Origin of the sequence: Kitasatospora sp. NPDC094019 (assembly GCF_044764505.1) — a bacterium.
Lineage (GTDB): Bacteria > Actinomycetota > Actinomycetes > Streptomycetales > Streptomycetaceae > Kitasatospora.
Window position 1 is genome coordinate 250,125 of record NZ_JBIWIF010000008.1, and the last position, 13,174, is coordinate 263,298.

The following is a 13,174-nucleotide window of genomic DNA, read 5'->3' on the forward strand; positions in this document are numbered from 1 at the left end:
GCGGCGGGCCGGGCGGCGGGCCGCAGGGGCTGCCGGGGATCTCCGTGACCGGACGCCGGGCCGGCACCTTCTGTCTGCTGCTGATCGTGGCGCTGTGCGTCCAGGCCACCCGGGTGCAGGTGTTCCGCGCCGGCGAGCTGAACCACAACAGCGCCAACCAGCGGCTCGTGGTCGAGCGCTACTCCCAGCCGCGCGGCAGCATCCGGGTGGGCGCCGACAGCGTCACCGGCTCCGAGCCCACCGGGGGGCGGTACGACTACAAGCGCACCTACACCGACGGGCCGCTGTACGCGGCGGTGACCGGCTACTCCTCGCAGACCTACGGCAACAGTCAACTGGAGGGGACCGAGGACGCGCTGCTCTCCGGCACCGACAGCCGGCTGGCGAGCTGGGCGGTGTGGGACGCGGTGGCGCGGCGGCAGAACCCCGGCGGGGACGTCCGCACCACCATCGACCGGGCCGCGCAGGAGGCGGCGGTGCGGGGACTGGGCCGGCAGCGGGGCGCGGTGGCGGCGGTCGAGCCGGCCACCGGGCGGATCCTGGCGCTGGCCTCCACCCCCTCCTACGACCCGGGGAGCTTCGCCGGCACCTCCGTGGCCGACCGGGAGGCGTGGAGCCGGCTCCAGGGGGACCCCGAGCAGCCGATGCTCAACCGGGCGCTGCGGCAGACCTACCCGCCCGGCTCGACCTTCAAGGTGGTGACCGCGGCGGCGGCGCTGGAGAGCGGGGTGGTCACCGACGTCGACGCGCCGACCGACACCCCCCACCCCTACCTGCTGCCGGGCACCTCCGTGCCGCTGGTCGACGACACCGCGGCCTGCGACGGGCCGAACCTGTCGCTGGCCACCGCGATGACGCTCAGCTGCAACAGCGTGCTCGGCCGGCTCGGGGTCGAGGTCGGCCCGCGACGGATGGCGGCGGCGGCCGAAGCCTTCGGCTTCAACGACGCCCGGCTGGACACCCCGGTGCGGGCGGTGAGGTCCAATTTCGACACCCGGACGGACGACTCGCAGCTGGCGCTCTCCTCGATCGGCCAGTTCGACACCGCCGCCACCCCGCTGGTGATGGCGATGGTCGCGGCGGGCATCGCCAACAACGGCACCGTGATGCGTCCACAGCTTGTGGACGGTCTGACCGCCGCCGACGGCACGGTGGTGCGGTCGGCGCGGGCGGCCGTGTACCGGCAGGCCGTCGGCCCGGCCACCGCCGGGCAGGTGCGGCGGCTGATGGTGGACGCGGTGGAGAACGGCACCGGACGGGCCGCCCGGATCGACGGCGCGGTGGTCGGCGGAAAGACCGGCACGGCCCAGCACGGGGTGGACAACACCGGGACGCCGTACGCCTGGTTCATCGCCTGGGCGGCCCCGGCCGGCTCGGCCTCGGTGCCGCCGGTGGCGGTCGCCGTGGTGGTCGCGGACAGCGACGCGACCGAGGTGACGGGAGGGGGGCTGGCGGCGCCGGTCGCGCGCGCCGTGATGCAGGCGGTGCTCGCCCGGTGAGCTCCTTACCGGGGGTGCTGGCCTGCCGCTCTATCGGCTCGCCGGGAGATCCGCCGTTTGCGAAGTGTCCGGTTTGTACATGCCGATGCGACGGTTCGTACAATGCGCGCGCCGGGACTGTTCGTTTGCGACACTGGTGCTTTCGCGCGGTACTGTCCCATCTTTGTTCGGTTGGTCCCCGATGACACCCTTCGGTGTGTTGAGTGACCGGCCACCTAGGACACCCTCCCCCGCCTAGAAGGACCCTCGTTTTGGCCAGCAACACGCTCGGCGCACGCCTCCTCAGGCGCAAGCCCGTCTCCACCCTGATCGCCGAGAGCGAGGGCCGCGAGGGCCCGCCCGCCGGAGCACCCGAGGAGGGCGGCCGTTCCGGCATCCACCTGCGCCGCTCGATCGGGCTCTGGCAGCTGTCCGCGATCGGCATCGGTGCCACCATCGGCACCGGCATCTTCTTCGTGCTGAACAGCGCCGTGCCGTCGGCCGGACCGGCCGTCATCCTCTCGTTCGTGATCGCGGCCGTCACCGCCGGCCTCACCGCGCTCTGCTACGCCGAGATGGCCTCCGCGATCCCGGTCAGCGGGTCCTCCTACTCCTACGCCTACGCCACCCTCGGCGAGGGCGTGGCCTTCGGCGTCGGCATCTGCCTGCTGATGGAGTACGGCGTCTCGGCCTCGGCGATCGCGGTCAGCTGGGCCGAGTACCTGAACAAGTTCTTCGACCTGGCGTTCGGCTTCCGGATCCCCGAGGTCATCGCCGGCGCGCCCGACGACACCCACTGGTTCAACCTGCCGGCGCTGCTGCTGGTCGCCATGGTCTGCTTCCTGCTGATCCGCGGCGTCAGCGAGTCGGTCAAGGTCAACACCGCCATGGTGGCCGTCAAGATCCTGATCCTGCTGCTGTTCGTCGGGGTCGCGCTGACCGGCTTCCACTCCGGCAACCTGACCCCGTTCATGCCGCTGGGCATCGGCGGCGTCCAGGTCGCGGCCTCCAGCATCTTCTTCTCCTTCATCGGTCTGGACGCCGTGTCCACCGCCGGTGAGGAGGTCAAGAACCCCCGGCGCACCCTGCCGATGGCGATCATCATCTCGCTGGTGGTGGTCACCGTGCTGTACATCCTGGTGGCCCTGGCCGGCATCGGCGCCCAGCCGTGGGAGAAGTTCGACGGCCAGGAGGCCGGCCTCGCCCAGATCCTCCAGGACATCACCGGCCAGAGCTGGCCCGCCATCCTGTTCGCGATCGGCGCCATCGTCTCGATCTTCTCGATCACCCTGGTGGTCATCTACGGCCAGACCCGCATCCTGTACTCGATGGGCCGTGACGGCATGCTGCCCAAGCGCTTCGCCGAGCTCTCGCCGCGCAGCGGCACCCCGGTCTGGAACACCATCGTGGTCGGCCTGGGCGTCGGCGTGCTGGCCGCCTTCGTCCCGCTCGCCCGGCTGGCCGACATCACCAGCCTGGGCACCCTGATCGCCTTCTCGGTGGTCTCGATCGGCGTGATCGTGCTGCGCCGCACCCAGCCCGACCTGCCGCGCGGCTTCCGGGTGCCGGGCTACCCGGTCGTCCCGCTGGCCAGCGTCGGCTTCTGCGTCTACCTGATCACCGGGCTGCACGCGGACACCTTCATGGCGGGCGGGGCCGCCCTGGTGGTCGCGGTGGTCGTGTACTTCGGCTACAGCATCAAGCACTCCAAGCTGGAGCGGGCCGGGGAGCGGGCGGACGCCGGCTCCAAGGTCGGCTGAGCGGCCGGCGCGCCGTGAACGGGGCCGCCCGGGGGACAGCCCTCCCCGGGCGGCCCCGTCCGTGTTCCCCCGGGTGTTCCGACGGCCGTTCCCACGGCTGTTCCCGGCCGTTCGCCCGCGAGTGCCCCGGCGGCCGCCCCGGTCGGCGGCCGGGGCCGTGGCGCCGGACACTCGCGTCCTCGGCATGGCGACAGGGCACCACCCCCGGCCCTAACCTTCCACCATGGTGAGCACCCGCACGCCCGGCTTCTCCCGCCCGCGCGGCCGCTCCACCGGCCGGAGCGCGACGCCGACGGCGCCCGTTCCGCCCGTGTCCCCGGCCGGAACCGGCCGCCCGCCCGGCGACCGGGGACACCGGCCGTTCCCCCGCCAGCGTGGCGAGGAGCGCCCACGACCCCCGTCCGATCGGCTGAACCCGGCCCGGCTCGCCGGACACCGGGGTGTCCACCTGCTCGGCTGCCTGGTCGCGGCCGGCTGGGCGGCCGGATTCCCGATCGTCTCCGACCTCCCCAACCAGCGCCTGTGGGGCATGCTCGCGGCCCCCGCCTACCTGCTCGCCGGGCTGCTCTGCCTGGCCCTCCCGCGCCGGATCGCGGCCCGCGCCGCGGCCGGGGCGGCCCTGCTCGGCGCCGTGCTGGTGCCGCTGGTGGTCCTCGTGCTGCAGGGTCGCCACCAGTCCGAGGTGATGGTGGTCGAGCGCTCCGCGCGGCTGCTCTTCAGCACCGGGAGCCCCTACCTTCCGCATCCGGTGGTGGTCACCGACTACAACCCCTATCTCCCGGCGATGTCGCTGTTCGGGGTGCCGCGGGCGCTCCTCGGCGACGGCAACGCGCTCGCCCGGCTGGCCGGGGACGCCCGGATCTGGTTCGCGCTGGCCTTCGTCGCCTGTCTGCTGGCGAGCTGGCGGCTGCTGCGGCCGAACCGGGACCGTGCGCCACTGCTGCCGCTGACCGTGCTCACCGCCTCGCCGCTGGTCGCGCTGGCGCTCGTCGGCGGTGGGGTCGACCTGCCGCTGATCGGGCTCTGCTGCCTGGCGATGGCGCTGGCCGAACGGGACCGGACGATCGCCGCCGGACTGGTGCTGGCCCTGGCCGGGAGCCTGAAGTGGACGGTCTGGCCGGCCCTGCCGGTGGCGGTCCTGCTGCTCTGGCGGCTCTACGGCCGACGGCCGGCCGGCCGGGCCGGGCTGACCGCGCTCGGCGCGGCGGGCGCCGTGATGGTGCCCTACGTCCTGACCCGGGCCGAGGAACTCCGGGAGCAGGTGGTGCGCTTCCCGCTCGGGCTGACCGCGATCCAGACGCCGGCCGGCAGTCCGCTGCCCGGCAAGGTGCTGGCCGGCTTCGGGCCCACCGGGCACACGGCCTCGCTGGTGCTGCTGACCGTGGGCGGGCTCGGGGTGACGATCTGGCTGCTGGCCCGGCCGCCGGTCTCCGCTATCGCCGCCGCCGACCTGCTGGCCACCGGACTGGCGATCGCCTTCATGCTGGCGCCGGCCGGCCGGTTCGGGTACCTGGCGCTGCCGGCGGTGCTGGTGATCTGGCCCCGGCTGGCGGCCCGGCGGTGGAGCGGTGCCCGGCGGCCGCCGGTCCGGCCGGCCTGTCTGCTCGACCGGGCCGGGCCCGCCCTACCGGTGCGGTAGGACGGGCCCGAGGGGGTCGGCGGTCGGCCGCCGGTCAGCGGTTGCCGGCCGCCTTGATGATCGAGGCGACGGCGGGGCCGGCCGCGTCCACGCCGTGGCCGCCGCCCTCGACCTCGGCGGCGATCGCGAGGTTGCCCCGGTAGGCGGTGAACCAGCTGTTGGTGGTGGCGATGCCGGTGGCCTCGGCCGAGCCGGTCTTGGCGCCCGCGTTGTCGGAGATCCCGGCCATCACGTCCTTGGCGGTGCCGCCGGTGGCGGTGGCGGCCATCATCTGGCGCAGCTTGCCGGCGACGTCGGGGCCGAGGTCCCGGGGGGCCTTCTGCTGCGGCAGCTCGGCGACCAGGATCGGCTGCTTGAACGCGCCGCTCTGCACGGTGGCCGTGATCGAGGCGATGGCCAGCGGGTTCATCTGGACCTTGCCCTGGCCGATCGACTGCATGGCCTGCTCGTCCTTGTTGGTGCCGGCGTCCGGCACCACCGCGTCGAAGCTGGGCAGACCGGTCTGCCAGTTCAGGCCGATGCCGTACACGTCCTTGGCCGTGGTGGTCAGCGCGCCCGGCTTGAGGCTGGTCAGGCCCTGGTCGATGAAGGCGGTGTTGCAGGAGATCATGAAGTCCTGCTGCAGGGTGTTGTTCGGGTACGCGTCGGGGAACGAGTTCGGGATCTTCTTCGGGTTGCTGCTCAGGGTCGGGCAGGCCACCGGGGTGTCCGGGTTGACCCCGGCCTCCAGCAGGGCGGTGGAGGTGAGGATCTTCAGCGTGGAGCCCGGGGCGAGCTGGCCCTGGAAGGCCCGGTTCAGACCGGTGACCGGCGCGTTGGCGAAGGCCAGGACCTGGCCGGTGCTCGGCTCGATGGCGACGATCGAGCCCTTCTTGCCGCCCAGGTCGGTCATCGCCTTCTCGGCGGCGGCCTGGAGGGTGTTGTCGATGGTCAGCTTGAACGGCTTCGGGGGCTTCGGGTCGACGATGGTGAACAGCCGGTCGGGCACGCTGTTCTGGTCGGCCGCGTTGCTGATCACCACGCCGGTGCCGTTGTCGTTCTGGTCCTTGTTCTGGTCCGCGAGCAGCTTGGCGACCTTGGCCTGCAGGGTCGGGATCAGCGGGGTGATCGAGGGGCCGCTCAGCGGCTTGTTGTTGCGGTCCACCACGTTGCCGGCGATCGGGGGCAGCGGCTGCACGCCGATCGTCTCGCCCGGGGCCAGGTGCGGGTGGATCACCGAGGGCGCCCAGTGCACGGCCGGGGTGTTGTCGCTCATCTTCACGACGCTCAGGAAGCCGCTGTAGTCCCAGACGCGGTTGGTGCCCTCGAACTCGGCGCGGGCCTTGAAGCCCATCAGCACCCCGGTCGGACCGGCCGGGGCGGTGGCCGACGGCGAGTCGGTGGGGAGGGGGCCGCCGGGGGTGGGCGTGGCCGTGGGGGTGGCCGGGGGCTTGGGGGCGGCGCTCGGGGAGCCGGTGGCCGCCGCGAAGGCGGCCGGGGTGGCCGGTCCGGCCGGGGCCAGGGTGAGCCCGCTCGGCTTCACCTGGTCCCGGAACGCGGTCAGCGCGGTGGTCGCGGCCGCCGGGTCGTCGGTCAGCGAGGCCGCCTTGGCGAGGTCGCCGGCCGCCCACGCGTCCAGGAAGTCCTTGGTGCCGGCCGTGGCCTGCTCGGCGCTCGGGGGCTCGGCGACCACCGTGCGCGCCTTCTTGGCGGCCGGGGTGTCCTTGTCGTCCGAGCCGCCGACGAGGCTGTACGCCCCGTAGCCGCCCGCGGCGAGCATGGCGACGGCCACGCCGGTGATCAGGCCGGTCTTCGCGCCATTGCGCATGGTGATGTTCCCCCAAGGGTCAGGCGGTCGGGCCGCAGCCGGACGTGGCCGGATGCGCGTTCGGAGTCCAGCCTAGGCAGCCGGACTCCGTGCCCCGGCGAATGGAGGGGGTCTTGTGACGGATCTGGTACGTGTCACGCACCACTCCGGTACGCTTCGCCGCCCGTCGGAGCCCCTGACCGCCCGTCGCGCCCCCGTCGCGCGCGCCCGCCGTCAGATCCAGGTGTTGAACCACATCCGCTTGCGCCAGTCGTCCATCGGGATCGTCTCGCCCGTGTACAGCGGGTGGAAGAAGAGGAAGTTCCACATGATCAGCAGGACCACCAGGCCGGCCGCCGCCCCGCCGATGATCCGGCGGTCCCGGGACGCCCCGGCGGGCCCGACCAGCGCGCCGAGCAGCATCGTCACCGCGAGCACCAGGAAGGGCACGAAGCAGACCGCGTAGAACAGGAAGATCGTCCGCTGCTGGTAGGCGAACCAGGGCAGGTAGCCGGCGGCCAGGCCGCAGAGCACCGCGCCGGCCCGCCAGTCGCGCCGGGCCGCCCACCGCCACAGGCAGTAGACCAGGGCGATCACTCCGGTCCACCAGAGCAGCGGGGTGCCGATGCCCAGCACCTCGCGGGCGCAGTCGCTCACCGCGCAGCCGGCCGTGCCCTGCTTCGGCGACTCGTAGAAGAAGGACACCGGCCGGCCCAGCACCAGCCAGCTCCACGGGTTCGACTGGTAGGTGTGCGGGTCGCTCAGATGGGTGTGGAAGTCGTAGACCGTCGAGTGGTAGTGCCAGAGCGCGCGCAGGCCCTCCGGGATCCACGGGAAGTCGGTGGAGCGGCCGACCGCCCAGTCGCGGCCGTAGCCGCCCTGGTTCGGCACCGTGCTGCTGGCGAACCAGCCCCACCAGGAGGCGATGTAGACGGCCACCGGGACCACCACGAGCGAGACGAAGGCCGGCACCGCGTCCCGGACCAGGGTCCACCGGTAGGGGCGGTCGGCCCCTGCCAGTCGGCGCGAGCCCGCGTCCCAGAGCACCGTCAGCAGGCCGAAGGCGGCCGCCACGTACAGGCCGCTCCACTTGGTCGCGCAGGTCAGCCCGACGCAGACGCCGGCCGCGATCCGGTACGGGCGCCAGCCCAGGTTCATCCGGTGGGCGATGCCCGCGTCCGGGCCGCCGTCGCCGAGGGACGCCAGCCGGGCGGCGATCCGGGCCCGGGTGCGGTCGCGGTCCAGCAGCAGGAACCCGAAGGCGGCGACGATCCAGAACATCACCACCAGGTCCAGCAGCGCGGACCGGCTCATCACGAAGTGCAGGCCGTCCACGGCCAGCAGCAGGCCCGCCACGCAGCCCAGCAGGGTCGAGCGGAACAGCCGGCGGGCGATCCTCGCCAGCATCAGCACCGAGAGGGTGCCGAGCAGCGCCACCGCGAACCGCCAGCCGAAGGGGTTCATCCCGAACAGCTGCTCACCGGCACCGATGATCCACTTGCCGACCGGCGGGTGCACCACGTACGAGGGGTTCGACCGGTAGGGGACCGGGCCGCCGGACATGATCTGCTCGTTGGCGCCGTCCGGCCAGCTGATCTCGTAGCCGCCGTGCCAGAGCGCGTAGGCGTCCTTGGCGTAGTACGTCTCGTCGAAGACGATCGCGTTCGGCGAGCCGAGGCCGGTGAACCGCAGCACGCCGGCGAACAGCGTCACCGCGAGCGGGCCGAGCCAGCCCGACCAGCGGCAGAGCCAGGACCACAGCGGCGCCGGCAGGGCGAGGCCCAGCCGGAGCAGCAGCGGGGACGGCGGCACCCGCTTCGGGGTGACGCCCGGGCCGTCCGGCATCGGCGGGACCAGGCGCTCGGCCGTGGTCGCGGCGGGGGCCGGGGAGTATCCGAACCGGGCCAGGCCGCGCAGCCAGGCGGGGCGCGGCGGGGGCGGGGCGGGTATGGAGCCGTCCGGAGCGTCCGCGGCGGGGCCGCCGGGTCCGTCCGGACCGCCGTCGGCGCCGTCGCCGTCCGGGTCGCGCGGACCCGGCAGGGCGGGCGACGGCCGGTCCAGGACCGGCCCGCCGACGCCACCCCGCGCGGTGAGGTCTGTACCAGTGGGCGTCTGCGCCGCCGTGTCGCCGTTCATCCGCCACATGGTAGGGGTGCGTCACGACCGGGGGACCGCTCCCTCCGAAGCTGCCCGAATCGTCACCAAAAGCGCCCGGCGGCCGGTTACTGGAAGGATGGGGTCCGTGACAGGTGTACTGGTACTGGCAGGAACCCCCATCGGCGACGTCGCGGACGCCCCGCCCCGGCTGCTCACCGAGCTGGCCGCGGCGGACGTCATCGCGGCGGAGGACACCCGGCGACTGCGCCGGCTCACCCAGGCTCTCGGGGTGACCCCGGCCGGGCGGGTGGTCTCCTACTTCGAGGGCAACGAGGTCGGGCGCACCCCCGAGCTGGTCGAGGCGCTGCTCGGCGGGGCCCGTGTCCTGCTGGTGACCGACGCCGGGATGCCGTCCGTCTCCGACCCCGGCTACCGGCTGGTGGCCGCCGCCGTGGCCGCCGACCTCAAGGTGACGGCGGTGCCGGGGCCGTCCGCGGTGCTGACCGCGCTGGCGCTGTCCGGGCTTCCGGTCGACCGGTTCACCTTCGAGGGCTTCCTGCCCCGCAAGACCGGCGACCGGGCCCGGCAGCTGGCCTCGGTCGCCGCCGAGCCGCGCACCATGGTCTTCTTCGAGGCCCCGCACCGGATCGCGGAGGCGCTCGCCGCGATGGCGGAGGCGTTCGGCCCGGAGCGGCCCGCCGCCGTCTGCCGGGAGCTGACCAAGACCTACGAGGAGGTCAAGCGCGGGCCGCTCGGCGATCTGGCCGCGTGGGCGGCCGAGGGGGTCAGGGGCGAGATCACGGTGGTCGTGGCGGGCGCGCCGCCGGCCGCGCCGAGGGAGCTGGGCCCGGCCGAGCTGGCCCGGCTGGTGGCCGTGCGGGAGGAGGCCGGGGAGCGGCGCAAGGAGGCGATCGCGGCGGTCGCGGCCGAGCTCTCGCTGCCCAAGCGCGAGGTGTTCGACGCGGTGGTGGCGGCGAAGAACGCCGCCGGGGGCGCGGCGGGCTGAGCGGACGGCCGGGAGGCGGCCGGGGCGGTGGCGGGGGAAGCGGTCGGGAACGGCCGGCGAACCGTCCCGGAACGGTCGGAAAGCGTCCCGACAGGCGCCTGAGCTGCGAGTACACACGGTTCGTGGGCGAGGTGCCACCGGGCGCGCGGGCGCGTACCTTGGAGAGAAGGCCCCGGGTAAACGCCCGCCGAGCTGAAGCTTCGGTCGAGCTTTTCGGACAGGACCCACCCTTTCGTATAGGGCTTCCCAACCTGCCTCCAAGTCTTCACAAGGCGGGCATCGCCCGGGACGTTCCGGGCATTTCCTGGGAAGGAAAGACCCAGCCGGGCGAGCGCCCGGCGGGCGCTGGGAGACGGCTATGAGCGAGACGATCGGTAGCCCCCGCGGTGGCAACGCCCTGAGCGACCCCGGCCCGAGCAGCGCCGGCCCGAACGGCCGCGCGCACACCCCCGTCGAGACCGTCCGGGAAGCCTATTCCTTCGTGTGCCTGAGCTGCGGCTACGGCTGGGAGCAGGCGTACGACATCGAGCACCACGTGGCCCGGGACGGGCGGGTCGTGTTCGAGTACCACGCCAACGGAGTCCGGGTGCCGTCGCCGCTGCTCAAGCCGGCCTGCCCGGGCTGCGGCGGCCACACCGTCCGGATCATGCGCGAGGGCCGGGTCTCCGCCCAGGACAAGCCGTGGCAGCACGCCCCCGGGTACCCGTCGCACGCGGAGCCGGCCGGGCCGCCCGCCGCGCCGCGACCGGTGCGGACCGCCCCCTCGGGCGGGCGCTGGGCGCGGTTCTGGGCGCGGATGCGGGGCTGACGGTGGCAGTGGCGGTCGGGCCCGGACCCGGGCCCGACTAAGCTTGCCGACCATGGCGGCCACTGCAGACCACAGCACCAACGGGGGCACCACTCCCGCGTACTACGTCACCACTCCGATCTACTACGTCAACGATCGCCCCCACCTGGGCCACGCGTACACCACCGTGGCGGGCGACGTGCTGACCCGCTGGCACCGCCAGCGCGGCGAGCGGGTGTGGTACCTGACCGGGACCGACGAGCACGGCCAGAAGATCCTGCGCACCGCGGAGGCCAACAACGTCACCCCGCAGGAGTGGTGCGACAAGCTGGTCGAGGAGGCGTGGAAGCCGCTCTGGCAGCACCTGGACATCGCCAACGACGACTTCATCCGCACCACCCAGGACCGGCACACCGCCCGGGTGCAGGAGTTCGTCCAGGACCTGTTCGACAAGGGCGAGATCTACAAGGGCGGGTACTCCGGCCCGTACTGCGTCGGCTGCGAGGAGTACAAGCTCCCCGCCGAACTGCTCGACGGTGCCACCGAGGGCGAGAAGCTCTGCCCGATCCACAAGAAGCCGGTCGAGTGGCTGGAGGAGGAGAACTACTTCTTCCGCCTCTCCGCGTACGGCCCGAAGCTGCTGGAGTTCTACGCCGAGAACCCCGGCTTCATCGCCCCCGAGACGGCCCGCAACGAGGTGCTCCGCTTCGTCGAGCAGGGCCTCCAGGACCTCTCCATCTCCCGCTCCACCTTCGACTGGGGCGTCCCGCTGCCCTGGGACGACAAGCACGTGCTGTACGTGTGGGTGGACGCGCTGCAGAACTACATCACCGCGGCCGGCTACGGCGCCGACCCGGAGCGGTTCGCCGAGCTGTGGCCGGCCTCGGTCCACCTGGTCGGCAAGGACATCCTGCGCTTCCACGCGGTGATCTGGCCCGCGATGCTGATGGCCGCGGGTCTGCCGCTGCCGAAGCGGGTCGTCGCCAACGGCTGGCTGATGGTCGGCGGCGAGAAGATGTCCAAGTCCAACCTGACCGGCATCGCGCCCACCGACCTGACCTCGCACTTCGGTGTCGACGCCTACCGCTACTACTTCCTGCGGGCGATCCCGTTCGGCACCGACGGCTCGTTCTCCTGGGAGGACTTCACCGCCCGGTACACGTCCGAGCTGGCGAACGACTTCGGCAACCTCGCCTCCCGGGTGGCGGCCATGGTCGGCAAGTACTACGACGGCGTGCTGCCGGCCGCCGCGGCGCCGGGCGCCGCCGAGCAGGCCGTCGCCGAGGGCCTCGCGGCGGCGGTCGCCACCGCGGACCGGAAGATCGGCGAGGAGCTGGACTTCGCCGGCGGACTCGCGGCGATCTTCGAGTTCGTCAAGCAGGTCAACGGCTACCTCACCGAGCAGGCGCCGTGGAAGGTCGCCAAGGACGAGTCGGCCGAGGGCCGGGACCGGCTGGCCACCATCCTCTACACGGCGGCCGAGTCGCTGCGGGCCACCGCGGTGCTGCTCAACCCCGTCATGCCCGCCACCGCCGAGAAGCTCTGGGAGTCGCTGGGCGCCGCCGAGGGCCTGGGCGCGCTCGCGGAGCAGACCGTCGCGCAGGCGGCGCAGTGGGGCCTGCTGCCGGTCGGCGCCACCGTCACCAAGGGCGACATCCTGTTCCCGCGCCTGGAGGAGAAGCCGGCCTCCTGAGGCCGGGGACCGACGACCGGTACCGGAAGAGGAACGACTGATGCCGAAGAAGGACGACGAGCGGTCCACCCCGCCGCCGCTGCCGGCCCCGCTGGCGGTGGCGGTGGCGGACTCGCACACCCATCTGGACATGCAGTCCGGCACCCCCGAGGAGGGCCTCGCCAAGGCCGCCTCGGTCGGGGTGGCCACCGTCGTCCAGGTCGGCTGCGACGTGCCCGGCTCGCGCTGGGCCGCCGACCTGGCGGCCCGGTTCGAGCAGGTGCACGCCGCCGTCGCCCTGCACCCCAACGAGGCGCCGAGGATCTTCCTCGGGGACCCCGACGGGTGGTCCGGGCAGCGGCGCGAGCCGGGCGGGCAGGCCGCGCTCGACGCGGCGCTCGCCGAGATCGACGCGCTCGCGGCGCTGCCGCAGGTCCGGGCGGTCGGCGAGACCGGCCTGGACTACTTCCGCACCGGGCCGGAGGGCGTGGAGATCCAGAAGGAGTCGTTCCGCCGCCACATCGCGATGGCCAAGCGGCACGGCAAGGCCCTGGTGATCCACGACCGGGACGCCCACGAGGACGTCATCGCCGTCCTGCTGGAGGAGGGCGCCCCCGAGCGGACCGTCTTCCACTGCTACTCCGGCGACGCGGAGATGGCCAAGGTCTGCGCCGAGCACGGCTGGTACCTGTCCTTCGCCGGCCCGGTCACCTTCAAGGCCAACCAGCCGCTGCGGGACGCCCTCGCGGCGACCCCGCTGGACCGGGTCCTGGTCGAGACCGACGCCCCCTTCCTCACCCCGCACCCCTACCGCGGCCGGCCCAACGCGCCGTACCTGATCCCGGTCACGGTGCGCTCGATGGCGGACACCCTGGGCCTGCACGAGGACGAGCTCGCCGCGGCGATCGCGGCGAACACGGCGCGGGCCTTCGGATACTGATCCGATCGA

At 73.3% G+C, this 13,174-nt stretch carries 9 protein-coding genes; 7 read left to right on the top strand and 2 right to left on the bottom strand.

All coding sequences use genetic code 11. The features are described 5' to 3' along the window. The first annotated feature begins 44 nt into the window (after positions 1-44). From ACIQ9P_RS20305 to ACIQ9P_RS20315, 3 genes are all read left to right on the top strand, one after another. On the top strand, positions 45-1,499 hold the full coding sequence (locus tag ACIQ9P_RS20305; RefSeq protein ID WP_402357561.1) for a penicillin-binding transpeptidase domain-containing protein: 1,455 nt from the start codon (positions 45-47) through the stop codon (positions 1,497-1,499). A 251-nt stretch (positions 1,500-1,750) separates the two neighbouring features. Continuing rightward, entirely contained in the window at positions 1,751-3,238 is a 1,488-nt protein-coding gene (locus tag ACIQ9P_RS20310) for an amino acid permease (RefSeq protein ID WP_402357564.1), read from the top strand. A 223-nt stretch (positions 3,239-3,461) separates the two neighbouring features. Continuing rightward, positions 3,462-4,877: a glycosyltransferase 87 family protein gene (locus ACIQ9P_RS20315; protein ID WP_402357568.1), complete on the top strand. Its 1,416-nt coding sequence runs from the start codon at positions 3,462-3,464 to the stop codon at positions 4,875-4,877. Positions 4,878-4,911: 34 nt separating this feature from the next. Here the strand turns inward: ACIQ9P_RS20315 and ACIQ9P_RS20320 are convergent, their stop codons facing one another. Further along, the gene (locus tag ACIQ9P_RS20320; protein WP_402357570.1) at positions 4,912-6,684 is read right to left on the bottom strand and encodes a penicillin-binding transpeptidase domain-containing protein; all 1,773 of its coding nucleotides are present in this window, start codon (positions 6,682-6,684) and stop codon (positions 4,912-4,914) included. A 213-nt stretch (positions 6,685-6,897) separates the two neighbouring features. Next, on the bottom strand, positions 6,898-8,799 hold the full coding sequence (locus ACIQ9P_RS20325; RefSeq protein WP_402357573.1) for a dolichyl-phosphate-mannose--protein mannosyltransferase: 1,902 nt from the start codon (positions 8,797-8,799) through the stop codon (positions 6,898-6,900). A gap of 97 nt (positions 8,800-8,896) precedes the next feature. Here ACIQ9P_RS20325 and rsmI point away from each other — a divergent pair, with 97 nt between their 5' ends. From rsmI to ACIQ9P_RS20345, 4 genes are all read left to right on the top strand, one after another. Continuing rightward, positions 8,897-9,766 carry a 16S rRNA (cytidine(1402)-2'-O)-methyltransferase gene (gene rsmI / locus ACIQ9P_RS20330; protein ID WP_402357576.1) on the top strand — a complete coding sequence of 290 codons (870 nt, stop codon included), beginning with the start codon at positions 8,897-8,899 and terminating at the stop codon, positions 9,764-9,766. A 358-nt stretch (positions 9,767-10,124) separates the two neighbouring features. After that, positions 10,125-10,574 (top strand): hypothetical protein, encoded by a 450-nt coding sequence (locus ACIQ9P_RS20335; RefSeq protein ID WP_402357579.1) that lies wholly within the window; start codon positions 10,125-10,127, stop codon positions 10,572-10,574. 52 nt (positions 10,575-10,626) lie between these two features. Next, complete coding sequence (metG, locus tag ACIQ9P_RS20340) at positions 10,627-12,246, top strand: methionine--tRNA ligase (protein WP_402357582.1); 1,620 nt, start codon at positions 10,627-10,629, stop codon at positions 12,244-12,246. A gap of 40 nt (positions 12,247-12,286) precedes the next feature. Next, entirely contained in the window at positions 12,287-13,165 is an 879-nt protein-coding gene (locus ACIQ9P_RS20345) for a TatD family hydrolase (protein ID WP_402357586.1), read from the top strand. Positions 13,166-13,174: the final 9 nt, after the last annotated feature.

Coding starts and splice junctions, on each gene's coding strand:
- ACIQ9P_RS20315 (WP_402357568.1), top strand. CDS start 3,462: ATGGTGAGCACCCGCACGCCCGGCTTCTCCCGCCCGCGCGGCCGCTCC.
- ACIQ9P_RS20320 (WP_402357570.1), bottom strand. CDS start 6,684: ATGCGCAATGGCGCGAAGACCGGCCTGATCACCGGCGTGGCCGTCGCC.
- ACIQ9P_RS20325 (WP_402357573.1), bottom strand. CDS start 8,799: ATGAACGGCGACACGGCGGCGCAGACGCCCACTGGTACAGACCTCACC.
- rsmI (WP_402357576.1), top strand. CDS start 8,897: ATGGGGTCCGTGACAGGTGTACTGGTACTGGCAGGAACCCCCATCGGC.
- ACIQ9P_RS20335 (WP_402357579.1), top strand. CDS start 10,125: ATGAGCGAGACGATCGGTAGCCCCCGCGGTGGCAACGCCCTGAGCGAC.
- metG (WP_402357582.1), top strand. CDS start 10,627: ATGGCGGCCACTGCAGACCACAGCACCAACGGGGGCACCACTCCCGCG.
- ACIQ9P_RS20345 (WP_402357586.1), top strand. CDS start 12,287: ATGCCGAAGAAGGACGACGAGCGGTCCACCCCGCCGCCGCTGCCGGCC.